We start from the raw sequence: 20,500 nt of genomic DNA, 5'->3' as shown, positions 1-20,500 counted from the left end.
TTATGCTCGCCATTCTCGAACGCATCGACCCGCATAGCGACCGCATCGACCTGCTGGTCGAACTGGTCTGCTGCCTGCGCCCGCGCCGCCGCGACCGCCCCCATGCGCGCGCCGCCGTGCGCACCTTGACGCAACTGTTGAAGGGCAACCCGCAGCAGGCCTGGGCGCTGCGCAGCTACATCGTCACCCTGCTCGAGAAGCGCCGCCATACCAGCCTGTACAGCGACGTCGGCATCCTCTCCAACGACGGCTTCTTCACCGAACTGAAGCGCCGCATCGCCTACCGCGTGCTGCCGCCGGCGCTGGACGACATCTACCTGTCCGATGCCCTCGACCGCGTGCTGTACGCCGAGGACGACCACGAGTGGATCCGCGCCGTGCCGGACGAGGACTGGCTGGCCCTGTTCGACGTCCTCGCCAACGCCCCGACGCCGCAGGGCGCGGCGCCCGACCGCGCCCATTACGTGACCGTCAGCGGCATGCTGGACGCGATCCGCACCCTGTCGTGCCGCATCTGCGCGCTGGGCCTGGAACCGCGCCTGGTGCACAGCTACAGCCAGATCGAGGAATTCGACTCGCCCTTCCTGATGCAGAACATCGAGGTCAACACCTACCTCGACGCCTACGGGCGCTATCTCGACGGCACCGTCGAGCGTCCGGACGACGCCCGCCACCTGCTGGTGATGCTGGACCAGTGCGAAGGCGTGGTGGCGAAGATCCGCCGCAATTCGCTCAGCTTCGGCACCAGCGTCGCCCTGACCTATGTACTGGTGGCGATCACCCAGAGCATCGGCCGCCTGCGCAAGCTGCTGTTCCTGGTCGACGTCAGCGAGGTGGCGCGGCCGCGCGCCCTGCCCGCTCCCGCAGCGCTCTCGATCGAGACCTCGGAGCAGGACAGCATCGAACTCGGCGAGTACCTCAACAACTACGGCGGCACCCTGCTGCCGGCGACCACCGCGCAGGGCGCACCGGCGCACGACAGCAAGCGCCGCGCCGCCGCCGTGGCCCTGGCCCAGGAACTGGTCGAGGGACACAACACCAAGTACCAGGTCAGCGGGCTGTTCCGCGACAACATCGACCTGCTGGCGCGCAACGTGACGGAGAACGCCAGCCGCACCGGCGAGCACTACATCGCCGAAAGCCGCGGCGGCCTGCGCCGCATGTTCGGCGCCTCGGCCGGCGCCGGTTTCATCGTCGGCTTCATGGCGATGTTCAAGATCATGCTGAGCCACCTGCGGGCCGCGCCCCTGATCGAGTCCTTCCTGTTCAGCATGAACTATTCGCTCGGCTTCATGCTCGTGCACATGCTGCACTGGACCATCGCCACCAAGCAGCCGGCGATGACGGCCCAGCGCATCGCGGCCGGCCTGCACAGCCGCGACGGCCGCGACATCGACTTCGACAGCATGGCCGAGCTGGTCAACAAGGTATTCCGCACCCAGATCGTCTCGGTGCTCGGCAACGTCGCGGTCGCCTTCCCGACCGCGCTCCTGATCGCCATCGCCTACCAGCAGATGACTGGCCACCACCTGGTCACGCCCGAAAAAGCACACCACCTGCTGCACGACATCGACCCGATCCACACGCCGGCGCTGTTCTATGCGGCCATCGCCGGGGTCTGGCTGTTCGTCGCCGGCCTGATCTCCGGCTACTACGACAACAAGGCGCTGTATACCCGCATGGGCCAGCGCGTGCGCCAGCTGCGCTGGCTCGGCTGGCTGTTGGGCGCCGAGCGGCGCGCGCGCCTGTCGGTCTACGTCGAGGACAACCTGGGCGGCCTGATGGGTAACTTCTTCTTCGGCATCCTGCTCGGCACCACCGGCACCGTCGGCTACCTGCTCGGGCTGCCGCTCGACATCCGCCACGTCACCTTCTCGACCGCGAATTTCGCCACCGCCCTGGTGGGACTCGACTACCAGATGAGCTGGCCAATGGTCGCGAATGCCGTGCTGGGCGTGGCGCTGATCGGCGCCGTCAACCTGATCGTCAGCTTCCACCTGGCGCTGTCGGTGGCGCTGCGCGCCCGCAGGATCCGTTTCACGCGCGGCATCCTGCTGCTGCGCGCACTGGGGCGGCGCTTCCTGCGCGCGCCGCTCGACTTCTTCATCGGCCCGAAGGACCCGGACGTCATCGACGCCGCGCCAGAGGTTACCAGGGGGAACAAATGAACAAGCATCGCATGTCGCTCTGGGCCGCCGCCCTCGCCTTCCTGTGCGTCGTCGCTTCCTGCAAGACGCTGCCCGACGTCGAACAACTGCCCGATACCCCGGCCAAGTCGGCGCCGACCATCACCACCGCCAAGGGCCCGATGCCGCAGGCCCAGGCGTCGAAGCTGCTGGCGCGGCGCTGGGCCAACGCCAGCCCCGACCTGAAGCAGCTGGCCGTGCTCGAGGAGCAGGCCACCGGCGTGCCCCTGATCGCCGGCAACGACGTCCGGCTGCTGTTCGACGGTCCGGCCACCCTGCGCGCCATGATCGACGCGGTGAGGAATGCGAAAACCTCGATCAACCTCGAGACCTATATCTTCGACCAGGACCCGATCGGCCTGCAGTTCGCCGAGCTGCTGATGGAAAAGCAGCGCCAGGGCGTGGTCGTGAACGTGATGTACGACAGCGTCGGCACCATCGGCACGCCCAAGGCCTTCTTCGACAACATGCGCGCCGCCGGCGTCAACATGCTCGCCTTTAATCCGATCAATCCGGCCAAGGCCAAGGGCAACTGGTCGATCAACAACCGCGACCACCGCAAGATCCTGGTGGTCGACGGCAGCGTCGGCTTCACCGGCGGCATCAACATCAGCGCCGACTACGCCAACAGCTCGCTGTTCCGCTCGAAGCGCAAGCCGGACAACGTCGACAAGGACAAGGTGGGCTGGCGCGATACCCACATCCGGATCGAGGGGCCGGCGGTGGCCACGCTGCAGTGGGCCTTCATCGACAACTGGGTGCGCCAGGAGGCCGGCGAACTGCCGGCGGTCGAGTACTTCCCGCGCCTGGCGCCGGCCGGCGACAAGTTCGTGCGGGTGCTGGCCACCGAGCCGAACCGGCACTCGGAAATCTACAAGTCGCTGCTGGTGGCGATCAACGAGGCCAAGAAATCGGTGCACATCACCTCGGCCTATTTCGTGCCCGACCAGCAGACCGTCGACGCCCTCATCGCGGCTGCGCAACGCGGCGTCGACGTCAAGCTGGTGCTGCCGGGCGTGTCCGACCACGGCCTGGTGATGCACGCCGGCCGCGCCTTCTACGACCAGCTGCTGGCCGGCGGCGTGCGCATCTTCCAGCTGCAGGTGGCCGTGCTGCACGCGAAGACGGCGGTGATCGACGGCGCCTGGTCGACCATCGGCTCGGCCAACATCGACCGCCGCAGCTTCATCCACAACTACGAACTGAACGTGGTGGTGATCGACCCGGGCTTCGGGCGCGACATGGAGAACGCCTTCAACGAGGACCTGCGTTCGTCGAAGGAAGTCACGCTCGACGAGTGGCGCGACCGGCCCTGGTCGGACCGGGTCAAGGAATGGGCGGCGCGCCTGACGGAGTATTGGATCTAACGCCTTCAGAGCGCCTGGCGACACCCCTGGGGCAAGGGATGCGGCCACCCGACGCATCGTTGAAGACAGTACGAGCGTACGGCGAAACGATGCAACGCCGCCCTAGGGGCGCCGTCAGGCGCTCTGTCAGCCGCCGGCCCGTTTCGGCTGGTGGCCTTGCTTACCGAGCTCCTCCATCACCCGGTCGCAGTGGTCGCCCTGGATCTCGATCACGCCGTCCTTGACGGTGCCGCCCGAACCGCAGGCCGTGCGCAAGGCCTTGCCCAGCGTCGCCAGCGCGGCGGCGTCGAGCGCCAGGCCCTTGACGACGGTCACGCACTTGCCGCCACGGCCCTTGGTCTGGCGCGACACCCGCACCACGCCATCGCCCCTGGGCGCGGCCTGGGCCTTGCAGGCGCACTCGCCGAGCGGACGCCGGCATGCGGGACACATGCGCCCGCCATCGGTGGAGTAGACGAGGCCGCCGTTAGAACTGCTCTTCATGTTGTACTCGAAGCCCTGTTGCGTTGTGAAAGCCGCGAGTGTAGCAGCCCTGGCGGCCACATTACAGGCCGGCCGCCAGCATCCCTTCCGCCGCCGGCGCCCACACGCTGCCGCTGCGCACGAACTTTTCGGTAACGACGATCCGGTACACGCCGTCCAGCACGTCCCAGCCATAGCGGTCGACCTCGACCCGCTCGTGTTCGACGCGCAGGACGTTGAAGGAATTGGTCTCGCCGCGGCCACGGGTCGAGGTCGCGGTGCCGGCCTGCACCACCAGCGCCGCGTAGGCGTCGATCTGGTAGCGCATCGCCGTGCTGGCCGCGTGGCTCACGTGCATGTGGCCGGCCAGCAGTACGTCGACGCCGCATTCGGCGAACACCTCCATCGCCATCGGCGCGCGGTTCACCAGGTCGCGCTGCTCGAAGGTTTCCGGCAGGTCGAAGGGATGGTGGGTGACGACGATGCGCGTGATGCGCGGGTCGAGCCCGGCGAGCCGTTCGCGGATGCGCCCGACCTGCTCGCGGTTGACGCGCCCGTCCTTGATCGTCAGCGAGCGCGCCGTGTTGACGCCGACCACGGCGACCTCGCCGTCGATATAGATGGGGTCGAGGTCGTCCGTGATGTAGCGCTTGTAGCGGTCGAGCGGCTTGGCGAAACGCCGGAACACGTTGTACAGCGAGATGTCGTGGTTGCCCGGCACCACGATCTGCGGCCCCGGCAGCGTGTCGAGGAAGGCGCGCGCCTGCTCGAACTCCTCGCTGCGGGCGCGCTGGGTCAGGTCGCCCGACACCACCAGCACGTCCGGCGCCACGTTGTGGATCAGTTCGCGCAAGGGCGCCAGCAGGCCGCCGTCGACGCGGCCGAAATGCAGGTCGGACAAATGCACAAGTGTACGCATCAGGTTTCCTCGTTCAGGTTGGCGGCGCCGCCCCGCGCACGCGCCGCCTGGCGCCGGCGCAGGGTGGCCACGCCGGTCACGCAGATCGACAGCCAGGCGCAGCCTTCGGCCATGGCCGCCAGCACGTCGGACAGGTAATGGGCGCCCAGGTAGAGGCGCGAGCCGGCCACCAGCGCCACCATCAGGCAGGCCAGCAGCACGATGCCGGCGCGCCGGCCCCAGCCGTGGGCATGGCGCGCCAGGTAGCAGGCCAGCAGGCCGTAGAACACGGTCGCGGCCAACGCGTGCCCGCTGGGGAAACTGTAGGTCGAGAGCGTGAGCAGCGGCTCGTCGAAATGCGGACGGGCGCGCTCGAAGGTGTGCTTCATCAGGACGTTCAGCACCATCCCGCCCGGCACTGCCGCCAGCAATGTGGGTATCCAGTGGCGCGCGCCGCGGCGGTGGAACCACCACGCGGCCAGCGCCGTGAGCGTCAGCATGCCGGGCGTACTGTGCAGATGGGTAATGCCCATCAAGAAGTGACGCAGGACGGGGCTATCGTTGGCGTGCGCATGCAGCCAGTTCGCCAGCTCGACGTCGAGCTGGGTGATCGGCGCACCGGCCACCACCGCACCGGCGATACGGGCAAACCCCGCCATCGCCAGCAGCAGCACCAGCACGCCGACCGTCAGGTGCAGGCCGAACTGCTCCTCGGGCGAGACACGGGCGGCGGCAAAGCGGTGCAGGCGGGAAGTCAGCGAATTATCCATGCGCAAGCAAATGGGGCTGGATGGCAAAAAAACCACGGTTAAAAAATTTTACTGGTTATTTGTACAGTACCTGTAGATTTATACAGTGGTTATGCTATTCTGTACTCACTTGACCAACACAACAAACAAACACAAGGGATCCGTCAATGACCACTCTGAACAACTCCTTCGGCCTGGAATACGCTCCTGCTCCTTTCATGATGCGCTTCGGCCGCCGCGAACTCTCGCTCACGCGTGACTTCCGCAAGCGCTTCTACCCGGTCAACCCCCTCATCGAATGCGATACCGGCATCGATGCGGGTCACGTCGAAGTCCTGCTGTTCGGCCGCTGGCTGCTGATCCTCTCGAAAGCCCACTGAAGCATTCCCTTCGCCCTCGGCCGCTGCCCTTGCGCACTGGCCGGGGCGCGGCAAGACCGGCGCGGCAGCCATCATGGTTGCCGTTTGCACATCGGGCGCCGACACCACGCGTTCCATCCCGGGCCCCGCGGCGTTCTCCCTGCTGTCGCTTCGATCCTATCAGCGAACGCGGCCCTTTCGCGCACAACTGTCCTGCGTTCTCCCCTGTCCCCGCCCTGTCCGTTACCCTACGGCGCGCCAGCCCGGCAAAAAATCGCTTGAAATACAGGGCATGAGCACGACCATGTCTAGTTCGATAAGACCGATATCGACGGCGGCCGGCACGATGGGACATGTTTATCCCATCGTGCAAGTCGCCCGACTCCACGACTCCAAGCAGAGGAAAGGAAAACGTCATGTCCGTAAAACTTCGCAACATCAATGAGCAGGTGATGGTGATTACCGGCGCCAGCAGCGGCATCGGCCTGACCACCGCGCGCATGGCCGCCGAGGCCGGCGCCAAGCTGGTGCTGGCCGCGCGCAACGGCGATGCCCTCGACCAGCTCGCCAGCGAGCTGCGCCGCCAGGGTTGCCAGGTGGCCACCGTCGCCGCCGACGTCGGCAACCAGGCCGATGTCGAACGCATCGGCCAGACCGCGATGGAACGCTTCGGGCGCATCGACACCTGGGTCAACAACGCCGGCGTCGGCACCTTCGGCCGCCTCGAGGAAGTGGCGCTGGAAGACCACCTGCGCCTGTTTCAGACCAATTTCTGGGGCGTCGTGCACGGCTCGCTGGAAGCGGTCAAGCGCATGAAGCTGCGCGGCGGCGGCGCCCTCATCAACGTCGGCAGCGAGGTCTCGGACCGCGCCGCGCCGCTGCAGGGCATGTACTCGGCCTCCAAGCATGCGGTCAAGGCCTTCACCGATTCGCTGCGCATGGAACTGGAAAAGGAAGAGGCGCCGATCTCGGTGACCCTGGTCAAGCCGGCCGCGATCGATACCATGTTCGCGCTGCACGCGAAGAACTACATGGACAAGGAAGCGGCCCTGCCGCCGCCGGTGTATGCGCCGGAGATCGTGGCCAAGGCCATCCTCTACTGCGCCCAGCATCCGAAGCGCGACATCTTTGTCGGCGGCGCCTCGAAGATGATTTCCTCGGGCAACGCCTACATGCCGCGCATGCTCGACCGCTTCATGAACGCCTCGATGTTCAAGCAGCAGAAGTCGAAGTTCGACAAGGCGCCGGGCCGCCGCGACGCACTGCATGCGCCCGATCCGAGCCAGGCCTTGCGCCAGCGCCAGGGCATGACCGAGCGCCACGTCGCGGAAAGCTCGGCCTACACGGCGCTGGCCTTGCGTTCCAAGCCGCTGACCGCCGCCCTGCTGGGCGGCAGCGCGCTGGTCGGGGCCTTATTCGCGGCCCGTGGACTGTCCCGGCGGTTTGCTCGATAGGAAGTCCGTATCCTCTTCCGTGAGCGGCAGGTCGGGGATGGATTCGATGCGATCGGTATCGATGTCGGCACCATCCTCGACCACCGTGTCGCGGCCGGCGCTGGCGCGCTCGCCGGTGCCGGCGGAATCGCTGTCGGACGAGAAGTTGGCGTCGCCGACGTCCGGTCCGGCCGTGCCGCCGGCGGAACTTTCTTCTTCTTCGTTGGTGCCGCGGTCGAGATGGACCAGCTGGTCAGGGTCGACATTGGACGCAAGGCCCGGACCGCCCATCACGTCGCTGCCCGTGTCGGACAGGTCGCTCGGGCCGAGGGCGTCGGTGCCGTGGCCTTTGCCAAGGCTGCGGTCGGGACGTTCCGGAAAGTTGTCCGGATCAAGGGTGCTGGCTCCAGTCATGATGCCTCCATACAGATTGTTAGCGGATAGTGTCAGGCTACAGGCTTCTTAAAACGCGTGGCGCATGCCGACGTTGAAGGCCTTGTTGCCGCTGCCGGGTGCGCTGGCATTGCCGACCGTGTAGCCGGCGCCATTGCGGTTGCGGATATGCGAATACGCCGCGTAGAAGTCCGTGCGGCGCGACACCGAATAACTCGCGCCGATGGCCATCTGGTTGGCGTCCTGGTTGGCGAGATCGCGGTCGTTCTTGCGGATGTACGAAGTCAGCAAGGTGATCGAATGGTCGACCGGGATGGCGAAGCCGAACAGCACGTCGCGACTATTGCTCGACGGCGTACGGGCGATGCCGGCCGCGTAGGGGTTATCGGGGTTGAACAGCGGCGAACTGGCCAGGCCCCGGCTCATGCTGTAGGCGGCGTAGGCCGTGCCCCAGCCCAGGCGCAGGTTGGCGGCCACGATCGAATTCTTCGAGTTGGTGTCGTTGCTGGTCTTGCTGTTGAGATTGACGCGCACCGCGTTCTGGTTGCGGTGCGCGGCGCGCACCGTCAGCGGGCCGCTGGACAGGCCGACCGTCATGCCCCAGGCGCGTCCGGCGGGCGAGGTGTCGAGGTCGCGTGCGGCCCAGGAGACACCGCCCTCGAACCCGTTCGGGAAAATCTTGTAGTACTGGACGCCGTTGTCGGTGCGGCGTGGCCCGCCGATCAGGTTCGACGCGCTGCCGGCGGTGCCGCCCTTGAACGGGTCGGCGACGTCGGTCAGCGCCAGGTATTGGAGGTTGTACTGGCGGCCGATCGTGATCGCCCCGAATTCCCCCGACAGCCCGACCCAGGCCTGGTGCTCGAGGCGCTCGTCCTTCTCCTGCTCACGGCCGGCGGCGCGGCCGGTATCGAGCCGCATCTCGGTCTCGAGCCCGAAGATCGCCGAGGTGTTCTGGCCGACGGCTTCGCTGCCATGGATGCCGATGCGCGAGGTCGATGCGATGCCGCTGCCGACCCGTGTCGTGCAACCGTTGACGCAGCCGCCCTCGCCGACCACGCCGGCATCGAGCACACCGTAGGTCGTCACACCGCTTTGCGCACAGGCAGCGGCGGCACTTCCTCCCAGCACAGCAATCGTGACAATCGATTTCAGCATCGGCGTATCCTCTCCACGCCTCTACCTTACCCCCGTTTAAGCGGCTTCATCTGTCGAATAACCCACATACGGCTCACCAAAATTGCTTGTCTTTTTGTAGGCAGACTCTGACGATATTAACCCGATGCAATTTCTGCCTACCCATGTTCTGCTTACCATGCCGGCATAGGTTCCTTACTCGGCGCTCAGTAACTGGCAACGTCGCTTCGGATTTCCTGCGCCGTCGAAAATATTTACAATTTTCACGATTCGCTTCCTGGCGTCAATAAATAACCCAAGCAATTCAATTACTTACATTACTGGCCTACAACTTGCTGTTGGTAAGCCATCAACACAAGGGGCTTACCATGAACATTCGCTCTTACCTGGCCGCTATCGGCCTCTGCCTGCTTCCGCTGTCGAGCCAAGCCGGCGTCATCTACGAATGGCAGGCTTTGAACGATGAGCTTCCCTGGGGAATAACGCTCGAACTCGAATTCGACGATCAAACCGTTGCGAGCGGCGCATTCAACTTCGACTACAGCGATCCCTATGGCTATGACCAGGTGCCGCAGAATGGCCTGCTCAATCTGCGCTATACCTTCCCGGGCGTGGGAGAAGAAATGCTGTACGCAGCGAATCGCGGCGGCTTCTCGACCGGCATGGGGTTCGTCAACATGGCGCTCGCATTCGGGGTCGACGGCTACCTGAGCGGCAGCATCTACCTCAACAACGGCTTCCATCACATCGACATGATGTCGACCGGACAAACGTTCACGATCATCGATGCGAACAGCGACGAGCAAATGGAAGGCGCCGGCTGCACCTGGGAGACCCCATCCTGCGGCGGCGCCAGCGGTCATCTCCGGCGCGTGAGCACGACCGCCGTCCAGACCGCCGATATTCCGGAACCGGGCTCGTTGGCCCTGCTGGGAGCCGGGCTGCTGGCGGCCATGCGCCTGCGTCGGCGCCCTGCCCGGTAAGGCCTGACCCGGGAGGCCTAAGCCGGATTTCATGTCGATAGTTTTTACAACATCGACATACACGGCGCATCAGGCAAGGGCAAGTGGTTGATATTCATCAATTAACTTTTGGTGGCACAGGAGTTGCTCCCATGAGTGAAATCATTTCTCAACCACCTGCTCCATCAACGCCATGATGAAGAAACTCTTCGCGCTCGCCGCTACGGCCCTGTTTTCCCTGAACGCATCCGCTGGATATGTCCAGTACGATTTTCATTACGGACCCGAAAATAGCGGCTTATCCGGCTACTTCATTCAACACGACACCGACCAGTCGATCGCGCTTTTCGACTTCTGGCTGAACGACCCGGTCGACGACTATGGCTACGCTCAACAGTTTTATCCGGTCGGTGGCGAGGGCGAGGTGCTGCTGACCGGCGCCACCACCCATTTCCTGAACGACGGCCCCACCAATTTCACCATCGCTGATTACTTCGGCGCGGACCACTTCACGAACTTCAGCGTCAGCTTTGCACGCAATGCCCAGGGCAGCTTTGCCTACACAGCGCGTTACGACGCCGATCTTTTCGAGCAGCAGCCACCGATGTTCTATTCCGGCACCCTGACCGGCATCGCCACCCGCGGCACCGTCGATCCCCTGCTGGCGCAATACCTGGATTCGATGGATGGCTACGAATATGGCGTGCCGCGTATCGTGCCGCGCTATATCGGCCCGAATGAGGTTCCCGGAGAAGTCCCGGAGCCTGCGAACATCGCCTTGCTGGCCCTGGGCGCTGCCGGGATGCTTGGCGCAACGCGGCGCCGCAGCTTGGGTCGGTAATTCGCATCTTGCGCGCACCGCCTGGGGCGCGCTGCGAAAACAAAAAAGCCCTTGCCGGTGCAAGGGCTCTTCTATCGATTCTGGCGGAAGCGGTGTCAGCCAACTCGAGGTTTCGCATCGTCCACCAAAAGCCACTAGTGTTCCACGCGAACGAAGAAATCCAGTAGCCATGCGGGTTTACGCAGGTTCGATGTTCATGGTCGTCCACAAACCTCCATGCGACGTCCACCAACATCTGGTACTATTTTGATAGTCATTTTGATAGTTGAACATAAAAGAGCAAATGTCCCGTTCTATTCATCGTCTCAAAGCCATCGCGGTCACGCAAACAACTAAGCCTGGACTGTACAGCGATAGTGGCGGGCTCTATGAATCGCCCCGGGTTTTGTAGAGGCTCCATTGTTTGAGAGAATGGAGCTATGAAAAAGCAACCCAAGTATTCCCCTGAAGTCATCGAGCGCGCCGTGCGCATGGTCAGCGAAGCCGGCAGCCAGTACGAGTCGCAGTGGGCCGCAATCACGTCGATCGCTGCCAAGATTGGCTGCACACCGGAGACACTGCGCCGTTGGGTACGCCAGCAGGAGCGTGATACCGGCCAGCGTCCCGGACCCACTACCGCCGAAGATGAGCGCGTCAAGGCGCTCGAGCGAGAAGTGCGCGAGCTACGCAAGGCAAATGAGATCCTGCGCTTGGCGAGTGCGTTTTTCGCCCAGGCGGAGCTCGGCCGCCACTTCAAGCCGTGAGGGCTTTCATCGACCGGTACCGCCATGCCTACGGTGTCGAGCCGATCTGCAAGGTGATGCAGGTCGCGCCGTCGGGCTACTGGCGCCACGCTGCGCAGCAACGCAACCCGTCACTGCGCTGTGCCCGTGTCCAGCGCGACGACGTGCTGAGCGTCGACATCGAGCGTGTCTGGCAGGCGAACCTGCAAGTCTACGGGGCCGACAAGGTTTGGCGCCAACTGCGGCGTGAAGGAACTGACGTGGCCCGCTGCACCGTGGAGCGCCTGATGCGCAAGGCCGGGCTGCGTGGAGTCATGCGAGGGAAGGTCGTGCGTACGACTGTGGCCGATGCGAAGGCGCCATGCCCGCTCGACCGCGTCAACCGCCAGTTCAAGGCGCAGCGACCGAACCAGCTGTGGGTCTCGGACTTCACGTACGTCTCGACTTGGCAGGGTTTTGTCTACGTCGCCTTCGTCATCGACGTCTTCGCCCGGCGAATCGTCGGCTGGCGAGTCAGCAGTTCGATGCGGACCGACTTCGTGCTCGACGCACTGGAACAGGCGCTGTATGCGCGTCAGCCGGAACGAAACGAGCTCGTGCACCATAGCGACATGAATCGCCACGACTAACGTAGACACTCCTGAGCCATAATGTCGGGCACAAGGAGAAGATATGAGCGGTAAGCGGTACACAGAGGAATTCAAGATTGCAGCGGCCAAGCAGGTGGCGCAGGGCGGTCACCCAGCAAGCGAAGTAGCGGCCCGACTTGGGGTAAGTATCCATAGCCTGTACGCCTGGACGAAGCGTTACGGCGTGCCTGAGGCAGAGCGCAAGGCTGTCGATGCCCAGTCCGAGGAGATGCGGCGCCTGAAGGCCGAGCTCAAGCGCGTCACGGAGGAGCGTGACATATTGAAAAAGGCCGCGGTGTACTTTGCCAAGACGTCCGGGTAAGGTACACCTTAATTGCTCAGTTACAGGACCAATTTCCAGTGCGCCGGCTGTGCAAGGTGCTCGAGGTGCATCCGAGCGGCTTCTATGCCTGGCGCCTGAACCCTGAAAGTAAGCGCACCAGGGAAGACAAGCGCCTTCTGGTTCCTATCAAGGAATCGTGGCTGGAAAGCGGCAGCGTGTACGGTTACCGTAAAGTCAGCGACGATTTGCGCGAGCTCGGTGAACAATGCGGTATCAATCGCGTCCACCGTCTGATGAGGTCGGCCGGGATTCGTTCGCAAACAGGCTACGCCAAACGGAAATACAAACGCGGCGGCGCCCCTTCGCTGGTAGCACCTAACCATCTACAGCGCCAGTTCGACGTGCAGGAACCGAATCGGGTCTGGGTGACGGACATTACGTACATCCGCACTTACGAAGGCTGGCTCTATCTGGCTGTCGTACTGGACCTGTTTTCGCGCCAGGTGGTTGGCTGGTCGATGAGTTCTCGAATCGATCGCGAGCTGGCGATGAATGCGCTCTTGATGGCCGTCTGGAGGCGGCAGCCCAAGAATACAGTGATGGTGCATTCCGATCAGGGCAGTCAGTTCAGCAGCTATGACTGGCGCGACTTCCTGGACCAGCACAATCTGCAGCAAAGCATGAGCCGACGCGGGAACTGCCACGATAACGCCGTCGCCGAGAGCTTTTTCCAGCTCTTAAAACGGGAACGAATCCGACGCAAGACTTACGGCACCCGGGAAGAGGCAAGGCAGGATGTCTTCGATTACATCGAGATGTTTTACAATCCAAAGCGCCGGCACAGCTTCAGCAATGACTTGTCGCCGGTCGAATATGAAAAGCAGTATTTCCAGCGGCTCGCGAGTGTCTAGAAAACTCGTGGCGATTCAATCCAATTTCAAACCGACCCTAGAAGCCCTGGCATCAACTACGAAAACATTCACGGGGCACGCGACCCGAACTTAAAATCGGTTCGCCTAGACAGGGACTGGCGAGGCATCGTCTTCAAACCGGAAGTTGGCGACGTTTATGTTTTGCTGTACGTCGACCACCACGACGATGCATACCGTTGGGCAGAGAATCGCAGGCTCACAATCAATCCGGTGACCGGGGCAATGCAGTTGGTGGTCCTGGAGCAGGCGGTCGAACAGACGCTGTTGTCCCCACGACTCCAAGCCACGACTGGCGTCGATGACATGTTGTCACCGAGTGCCCCAGGGTTATTCGCTGAACTGTCCGACAAGGAGCTGATGAGCTTAGGTGTTCCAGAAGACCTGCTCTCGGTGGCTCGTGGTGTAATTTCCGAGGATGCACTCGATTCCGTTCAGGAAAAGCTCCCGGCCGAGGCCTATGAAGGCCTCTTTTTAGTGGCTGCTGGCGACACTGTCAGTCAAGTACTCCATGCCAGGGAAACCCGTGTGGACCAGGCTGTCGACACAAACGACTTTGCTTCGGCACTCAACACCGCGGAATCACAGTCGCGCTTCGTTGTTGTCGATAACGATGAAGCCATGCTAGCCATTATGAGTGCCCCTCTCCAGCAATGGCGGGTATTTCTGCACCCCACACAGAAGAAGTTGGCCATCAATGACCGCAGCGGCCCGGTGCGCGTATTAGGCGGAGCGGGCACAGGCAAGACCGTACTGGCCATGCATCGTGCGAAATGGCTAGCAGAAAATAGGGTGCCTTTAGGAAAAAAGGTCCTGTTCACAACCTTTACCCGGAATCTGGCAACGGATATCGAGCACAACCTTCGTACGCTGTGCAGTTCAGAAACCCTGGAAAAAATCGAGGTGAAAAACCTGGATGCCTGGGTCAGCGGCTTCATGCGTGCTAAGAAATTCGAGCATCGCATCATCTATAACCGGAAGCAGGACGGTGCCCTACAGGCCTGGCAGTCTGCCTTGGCAGCAAAGGATACCTCGCTCGACCTGTCCGACCAGTTTTATGAGCAAGAACTTGAACAGGTCATTCTGGCCCAAGGGATAACGACATTGGACCAGTACCGCACTGCCCGACGGACGGGTAGAGGCATTTTGCTAAGCCGAGCCAAACGCGACGCAATATGGTCCGTTTTTGAGGAATACAGGGGACAACTTGCTTCTCGGAAGCTCAAGGAAGTCGATGATGCTTATCGCGAAGTGGTCGAAATGCTTACCGCTGGCGGAGCCGATAGTGCTGATTATGCAGCCATCGTCGTGGATGAGACTCAGGATTTCGGGCCACAAGCGCTAAAGCTCTTGCGGTCCATGGTCTCTCCGGGGACGAATGACTTGTTCTTCGTTGGTGACGGTCACCAGCGTATATACAGTAGAAATCGCGCGGCAATGAGCCGGTGTGGCATTGATATCCGCGGCCGGTCCCGGAAACTTTATCTCAACTATCGAACGACAGATGAAATTCGCAGGCAGGCAGTGGCTTTGCTGGAAGGATGCGAAATCGATGACCTGGACGATGGGCACGATGAAACGCGGCGATACAAGTCGTTAACCCATGGCCCCGTCCCAGAAGTCAAGAATGTCGATGGTCTCGAACGGGCAGCAGAAGATGTTATGGCCTTCATCAAACAATGGCGAGTCGAATATGGGGATGGCTTAACCATCTGTGTAGTCGGCCAAAGTGAGAAGGTTCGAGACGGTTTGGCTCAGCAACTCGAATCCGCTGGACTGACATGCGTGACCATTACGGCACAGAGTAACCATGCCAGCACCCGGGGAGTCATTCACCTGGCCACCATGCATCGTGCAAAAGGCTTGGAGTTTGATTGTGTTGCGGTTGTTGCTCCGAACAGTTATTTCGGGGCTCCCGAAGAGACTGAGGGGCAACGCAAGCTTTTGTATGTCGCGCTGACTCGTGCAAAACGGGGGGCGCTGCTGCTTCGGATTCCATAAGTGGCAGCATCACCAATCAGAATAGAGGCATCGCAATCGGCAGTATGCAGACACTGCGATGTGCCAAAGGATGTCATTGGCATTTGACAAGCTCGCGGTACCGATTGTGATGCGTTTAAAAGGACAGCGCTCGTTTCGAGCGATATGGCAGAAATACCGTAAGACCTATTATTGGAGCCTAGAGGAATGCCATTACAAAATCGAGTGAATCCTGAGGGTGAAATTTGCTTTTCGCCAGAAAGAGGAAGCCTGATGGGGAATCGCGGTTGCCTGCACGATGACAATCAGCGAGTTGTCGCCAAAACCAAACGTGATGCCTGGGTGACCTGCCTTCTCAAGTTCAAGGAACGCCAGCGGAAGTTGATGCAGCCTGGTCAATATACTGAGCTCTTCTTCCTTGATGAGGCTACGGCGTTGGCAGCTGGACACCGACCGTGTGCCGAGTGCAGGCGCGAGCGGTACAAGGCTTTTCTCGCAGCGTGGCCTGCTCTTGGTGCACGAGCTGGTGACGTCGATGTGGTCCTGAAAAGAGAAAGGGTATCCGGCCACCGTCCCTCGGTCAGCATGTTAGGCAATCTTCCGGATGGGGTGATGGTAAAAGAAAACGTTAGCGGGCTCTTCTATCTATTAAACGAGGGGAAGGCGAGGCAATGGACCTTTCGTGGGTATTTGGGGGCCCAGGATATTTCTACCCTGTCAGGGAGCTTCGTTATCCTGACGCCTGCTAGTACCGTTGAAGGACTGAAGAACGGATATCGCCCGGAAATTCATTTTTCGGCGCATTCATGAGACGACACGCGCGGGCGTAACAAGCCATGACAACGATGCCCTCGGACAAAAACGCACGTCCGCGGACATCGTCGGAATGATTGAATCTATGATTGTCTTACTCGACGATACGGCGCATCTGAGAAGAGAGTTCGCTCGTCGCGAACGTTTCGGAACGCGAGCCGTCGCAGATGACGACTTATCGTTGTCATGCTACCCCGTCCAAGCTCAAGCCGAACATTGCTCGGCCCAAGCCGACGTCGCTGCAACGTCAATGACACGCACGCACGTGCAACGTCAACCAAGGTAATACCTGGCCTTCCTACCATCGTTGTCCTCCGTTTGAAAGCCGCCTCAATCTGAGGGGTGCTAAGTATAGGGACCAGGCAAAGATGGGATTACGTAATTGAAAGTTGCTGCACCATTAGTTCAGCTCAGGCATTCTTTTGTTACCTTAACGACAAGAGAATGCCAATGAAAACAACGGAACTGCCACTGCCCACAGGAATACGCACACTTTTGCATCTATCTCCTGCTGTTTGTGCAGCCGCAATTACAGCAGCACAGCAATCAGGGTTGAGTCTGCAGGAATGGCTCGACCATCGAGTCAGCTACGCGATGGCTGACGATGATGTAATGGTTGAACACGGTCTCGATGCCGTAGCCCCTTGGTCGCTTGCAACTGCCGAACTCTTCGTTCAAGTGGCCAACAGCGCACCAGAAGCTCTTCGAGGACGTTGGGCCCTGCTTTACGAGCGTATCCGATTAGACCGGTCGTTGTGGCATGAGCCGAGCCAGACAGTTGGAGAAATCGAAGACGGTGCCCTAGTTTGCGAACCATATATCTCACTATCAAAGCTGCGGGCTGCTTGGCCCCGCTTGTGCGCAGCCACCTTTTGCGTTTGAGGCTTCTGGAAGCGGTAAAGAAAAGGTTCATCGCACTTTGCCGGGGAACGCATCCTTGATTTTCAGGAAGAAGTAGGATGCGTCCCGAAAACCGTAGGCCATGCGCTTGATGACCTTGATGCGGTTGTTGACGCCTTCAAGGATCGATGAGCTCATCGGATAGATGGCTGATGCCAGGATGCCGCGGCGATATTTGGCCAGGCGTTTGGCAAACTGGATCAGCGGTGCGATCTGGCTTTGCAAGGCGAGCTTGAGCCAGGCTTTCCACCGCCGGGCACCGTCCCGGACTGATGGCGCATACCAGATTTCCTTCAGCTCGGTCTTGAGCAGGTAAACCGTTGCCAAGGGCTGGTTGGCAGCCAACAGCTCTTCGAGCTTGACGGCCTGCTCGGCCTTGAGGTTGTCACGATTGCGCAGTAACAGCCAGCGACTGCGCTTGATGACCTGGCGGGCTTTTGGTTCGGCACGCAAGGCATTGGCCTGGTCGACACGAACCCGGTCGACCACTTCGCGACCGAAGCGCGCCACCACATGAAACAGGTCGTAGACGACTTCTGCGTTTGGACATTGCTGGCGAACTTCGAGGTCCATGGCCGTGTTCATATCCATGGCAACGGCTTCGATCCGCTGGCAGCCTTCCTCTCCCAGCAACTCGAAGAACGGCCGAATCGCTTCCCGGCTATTGCCTTCTCCCACCCATAGCACCCGCATTCGTTCGGCATCCAGGGCGACAGTGGCGTACCGGTGCCCCTTGTGCAGGGCGAATTCGTCCATGACCAAGCGCCGTACGCCTTCTGCCGAGAAGCCACCATGCAGGTGCTGCAAGCGCCGATGATCGATGTCCTTGATGGTATGCCAGTGCAGGCCGGTCAACCGGGCCACATGGGCTATCGGAAGCAGCTGTGCCAGCGCCTCCACCCAGAGGCGCACGCGGTGCGTGATGCGCGCCCGGCGGTCGAGCCAAACAATGTGCTCGGCTACCCGTGCGTCGCAGTGATGGCAGTCCAGTCGCCGCACCGGCACATCGAGCCAGACACGCCTATCCAGAATGTCGCGGTCACGCACCTTACGCCTTCGGCACTCATGAACCAGAGCGCAAGGCTGGCGGCATGCCCCGCACAAAGCTTCGCTTGAAGGGCTGGTATCGAGAACGATTAACAGCGACCCGTCCTCTTGTTCGTGGACGGCATCGACAATATGGCCTTCCCAAAACGGGACAGACGGCATAGCATTGAGCATGGCGGTGGTTTGACAGACTGATTTGTTTGGCGACTATCAATCTACCAACATCAGACCTCCGCCACCACCTCCTGCTCAGTTCGTCAATCCCGTCTTCCCCCATTCCCCGCGAAGAACCAAAGAAAAGGACGGCCTCGGCGGAGAGTCGTCCTTTAAGTCCTTGAATGCAGGATTAAGCGGCCGTTGATTTGTTAGGACAGACCTGTCACTTTCGTCTGGTCAGTCAGCAGTGAACTGCAAATGTAGTCAAGCAGATTAGTTCGCGGTAGGATTTGTCATCTTGTCTACTGCAGAGAACATATATGTGCTCCTGTCGAGTCCCCTCTTCCCCTGCCCAACCTCCTGCGCCGCAGGCGAAGCGAAGCTGTGGGTCTACTCAACCTTTGGTTTTACCTCGTGACGTTCCCCGCAATTCATGCAACGCACCTGATATTATGGCGCTGCCTACAGACGGTGGCACCGCTCGTATAGGGACAATACGTTGGGATGTCTCGGCTGAAGAGCTGCTCGCAGTGCTCAATAAGTTCCCTGGTAGCGAGACCGTCAGACCATATGTGGTTGATACGGTCAATATACAGCGCGCTGGTCTGTACGGGCAGCGAGGCAGCGCGCCTAACTTTAGCGGCGGGCTGGGAACACTGGCTACTTGCAAGCATCAGATGCGTTCCCGATATTCAGCCAATTCCTGGTCATCTGGTGTTTGGGTGCTCGGCTTGACAGGACTGAGTCGCTGGCGCCACGGGCAGCAACCCTTCTACTATCTGATGCGGGTAGCGCAGGCACACGAGTCTCAGGCAGACCTAGTTCGAGCACTTGAGGCACAAGGCAGGCAGGACGTGTTGGCAGCCAAGGACTCTCGTGCCCATCAGCTGGGCGATATTTTTATGCCGAAGCGTCCATTGGCTGGTGCCGAACGATTCAAACCTGAAAATTACATTCCTCCAAGAGCCGACCACGTACACAGTCAGCCAGACGACCCGCTGGGCTGGCATAACGACATTTTCTACGATGGCACCAGCCACACGCGGCCGCCCCTACTGGTCGGCAATCCTGAATACACTTTCGTATGGACTCGCCCAGTTGTCGGACGCCGTAGTCCTCTACCTATTCGGGACTATCAAAACTGGACTCTCGCGAGATTGCGAAGCGTTATCTTTGGGGTCGAAGAATGAATGTAGTCCTGTTGAGGGTAGGCGTGGACTCAGGTTCGGGTGGCATGCAAGGACCTCTCTTTGCGGATGGGTCGTTCGAGCTAATTCCAATTCCCGACAACAAAGGGCATGGGACGACGTATGGGGCGTCACGAGGCAAGAAAGGCATCGCGCTTTCCGAGTATTTCGCCCCCTCTCGCCGCGCGCTCATGGCCACCAAGTCGATGCATTTGGACCCGGAGTTCGAGACCTTCACCTACGGTGACCCAACACCTCCAAAATCGAGCCTGCGGACCCTTCGTCCTGGAGACATGCTCGTGTTTTATGCAGGCCTTGAGGGCTGGGACCACGTCTCTCCTGCGGCCCTGTATATCGTTGGGTATTTTGTAGTTGAGTGGGCCGGCGTCGCGGCGGCGGCACCAGCAGAACAAATCCGAAAGTGTGGAGAGAACTTCCACGTAAAGTACGAGCAGGTGTATCAAGAGCAGCGCGACCGCCTCGTACTTGTAAAGGGCGGCGCCGGCAGTCGGCTTCTTACAAAGGCCTACTGTATCAGCAGTCTCAGTAAAGACCGGTCAGGTAATCCATTGAAGGTGATTTCGCCTGAAGCTCAGAAGATATTTGGCGACTTTGGGGGACGCATTTCGCTGCAACGAAGCCCACCTCGATGGGTGGTTTCGCAGCACGCGGAGCAAGCTCAAGCGTTTGTCAAGTCGCTTCCCTAGCTCCCTGACTTCAGCATACACGCCGGGCCGGAGCTGACAAGTTTCCACGTTAAAACTTTGATGTTCAGCGCGCCCTCGTCGCCACAACAGGTGAACGAGAAGAACGAAAATGAGAGTAATCCAGAGCCTAGGTAAAAGAGGTAGTTTGCGCTGGATTCAACGCTCGTATCCTTAAAAGCAGCGGTGTTTGAGGCCGAGCTGCGAATCGCCGGCGTTCTCGCAGACCACGAGACCACCACTTGGCTTTCGCCACGGCAGGACGACGACTGGGCGGAGTACCGCGATGGCGATTTCTTGCGTCTTCTCGGCCTAGAGCGCATCCCCAAGACCTCCGAAACTCGCTCAGCGGCCTGTATAGTTGCC

15 protein-coding genes, 2 pseudogenes and 1 other annotated feature are annotated in these 20,500 nt (G+C 60.9%); of the genes and pseudogenes, 11 read left to right on the top strand and 6 right to left on the bottom strand.

Translation table 11 applies throughout. The features are described 5' to 3' along the window. Positions 1-2 precede the first annotated feature (2 nt). Together ACFOPH_RS01915 and cls are read left to right on the top strand one after the other, a co-directional pair. Positions 3-2,168, top strand: coding sequence for a site-specific recombinase (locus tag ACFOPH_RS01915; protein WP_379733118.1), 2,166 nt, complete (start codon positions 3-5; stop codon positions 2,166-2,168). Continuing rightward, positions 2,165-3,553, top strand: coding sequence for a cardiolipin synthase (gene cls, locus ACFOPH_RS01910; RefSeq protein WP_312551614.1), 1,389 nt, complete (start codon positions 2,165-2,167; stop codon positions 3,551-3,553). The genes ACFOPH_RS01915 and cls overlap by 4 nt, the downstream gene beginning before the upstream one ends. A gap of 126 nt (positions 3,554-3,679) precedes the next feature. On the opposite strand, the gene ACFOPH_RS01905 is transcribed toward cls, so the two are convergent. The 3 genes from ACFOPH_RS01905 to ACFOPH_RS01895 all read right to left on the bottom strand — a co-directional run bounded on the left by ACFOPH_RS01905 (position 3,680) and on the right by ACFOPH_RS01895 (position 5,683). Next, positions 3,680-4,036, bottom strand: coding sequence for a translation initiation factor Sui1 (locus ACFOPH_RS01905; RefSeq protein ID WP_379733116.1), 357 nt, complete (start codon positions 4,034-4,036; stop codon positions 3,680-3,682). A 61-nt stretch (positions 4,037-4,097) separates the two neighbouring features. Next, on the bottom strand, positions 4,098-4,934 hold the full coding sequence (locus ACFOPH_RS01900; RefSeq protein ID WP_312551616.1) for a metallophosphoesterase family protein: 837 nt from the start codon (positions 4,932-4,934) through the stop codon (positions 4,098-4,100). Further along, on the bottom strand, positions 4,934-5,683 hold the full coding sequence (locus ACFOPH_RS01895) for a phosphatase PAP2 family protein (protein ID WP_312551617.1): 750 nt from the start codon (positions 5,681-5,683) through the stop codon (positions 4,934-4,936). Before ACFOPH_RS01895 ends, ACFOPH_RS01900 begins: the two co-directional genes overlap by 1 nt. Positions 5,684-5,829: 146 nt before the next feature. Here ACFOPH_RS01895 and ACFOPH_RS01890 point away from each other — a divergent pair, with 146 nt between their 5' ends. Both ACFOPH_RS01890 and ACFOPH_RS01885 read left to right on the top strand, forming a co-directional pair. After that, on the top strand, positions 5,830-6,042 hold the full coding sequence (locus ACFOPH_RS01890) for a hypothetical protein (protein ID WP_312551618.1): 213 nt from the start codon (positions 5,830-5,832) through the stop codon (positions 6,040-6,042). A gap of 395 nt (positions 6,043-6,437) precedes the next feature. After that, positions 6,438-7,475 carry an SDR family oxidoreductase gene (locus ACFOPH_RS01885; RefSeq protein WP_379733114.1) on the top strand — a complete coding sequence of 346 codons (1,038 nt, stop codon included), beginning with the start codon at positions 6,438-6,440 and terminating at the stop codon, positions 7,473-7,475. On the opposite strand, the gene ACFOPH_RS01880 is transcribed toward ACFOPH_RS01885, so the two are convergent. Together ACFOPH_RS01880 and ACFOPH_RS01875 are read right to left on the bottom strand one after the other, a co-directional pair. Continuing rightward, positions 7,434-7,868 carry a hypothetical protein gene (locus ACFOPH_RS01880; RefSeq protein ID WP_312551620.1) on the bottom strand — a complete coding sequence of 145 codons (435 nt, stop codon included), beginning with the start codon at positions 7,866-7,868 and terminating at the stop codon, positions 7,434-7,436. The genes ACFOPH_RS01885 and ACFOPH_RS01880 overlap by 42 nt on opposite strands. 48 nt (positions 7,869-7,916) lie before the next feature. Then, positions 7,917-9,002, bottom strand: a complete 1,086-nt coding sequence (locus tag ACFOPH_RS01875; protein WP_379733112.1) for a porin — start codon at positions 9,000-9,002, stop codon at positions 7,917-7,919. Positions 9,003-9,349: 347 nt separating this feature from the next. On the opposite strand from ACFOPH_RS01875, the gene ACFOPH_RS01870 reads away from it, so the two are divergent. The 6 genes and pseudogenes from ACFOPH_RS01870 (at position 9,350) to ACFOPH_RS01845 (ending at position 16,137) form a co-directional block, all read left to right on the top strand. Beyond that, the gene (locus ACFOPH_RS01870; protein WP_379733110.1) at positions 9,350-9,964 is read left to right on the top strand and encodes a PEP-CTERM sorting domain-containing protein; all 615 of its coding nucleotides are present in this window, start codon (positions 9,350-9,352) and stop codon (positions 9,962-9,964) included. A gap of 172 nt (positions 9,965-10,136) precedes the next feature. Further along, entirely contained in the window at positions 10,137-10,784 is a 648-nt protein-coding gene (locus ACFOPH_RS01865; protein WP_379733108.1) for a PEP-CTERM sorting domain-containing protein, read from the top strand. Positions 10,785-11,203: 419 nt separating this feature from the next. Further along, positions 11,204-12,117 (top strand): annotated as a pseudogene (locus ACFOPH_RS01860) (IS3 family transposase); the annotation flags it as partial. Then, positions 11,482-11,598, top strand: a sequence feature (AL1L pseudoknot). It overlaps the preceding pseudogene by 117 nt. 61 nt (positions 12,118-12,178) lie before the next feature. Further along, a protein-coding gene (locus ACFOPH_RS01855) for an IS3 family transposase (protein WP_379733106.1) occupies positions 12,179-13,329 on the top strand; the annotation gives its coding sequence in 2 pieces (ribosomal slippage) (positions 12,179-12,419 and positions 12,419-13,329; 1,152 coding nt in all). Between the two features lie 15 nt (positions 13,330-13,344). Then, positions 13,345-15,348, top strand: a pseudogene (locus tag ACFOPH_RS01850) (UvrD-helicase domain-containing protein); the annotation flags it as partial. 186 nt (positions 15,349-15,534) lie between these two features. Continuing rightward, entirely contained in the window at positions 15,535-16,137 is a 603-nt protein-coding gene (locus tag ACFOPH_RS01845) for a hypothetical protein (RefSeq protein WP_379733104.1), read from the top strand. Between the two features lie 912 nt (positions 16,138-17,049). Here ACFOPH_RS01845 and ACFOPH_RS01840 read toward each other — a convergent pair. Further along, positions 17,050-18,261 (bottom strand): ISL3 family transposase, encoded by a 1,212-nt coding sequence (locus tag ACFOPH_RS01840; protein ID WP_379733102.1) that lies wholly within the window; start codon positions 18,259-18,261, stop codon positions 17,050-17,052. Between the two features lie 1,168 nt (positions 18,262-19,429). Here ACFOPH_RS01840 and ACFOPH_RS01835 point away from each other — a divergent pair. Next, a complete protein-coding gene (locus tag ACFOPH_RS01835) occupies positions 19,430-20,137 on the top strand; it encodes an Nmad3 family putative nucleotide modification protein (RefSeq protein WP_379733100.1) in 708 nt (235 codons plus the stop codon). Positions 20,138-20,500 lie beyond the last annotated feature (363 nt).

Source organism: Massilia haematophila (genome assembly GCF_042647645.1).
GTDB lineage: Bacteria > Pseudomonadota > Gammaproteobacteria > Burkholderiales > Burkholderiaceae_D > Telluria > Telluria haematophila.
The sequence above is the reverse complement of the archived record's forward strand: the minus strand, read 5'-3'. Positions and strand labels throughout refer to the sequence as shown.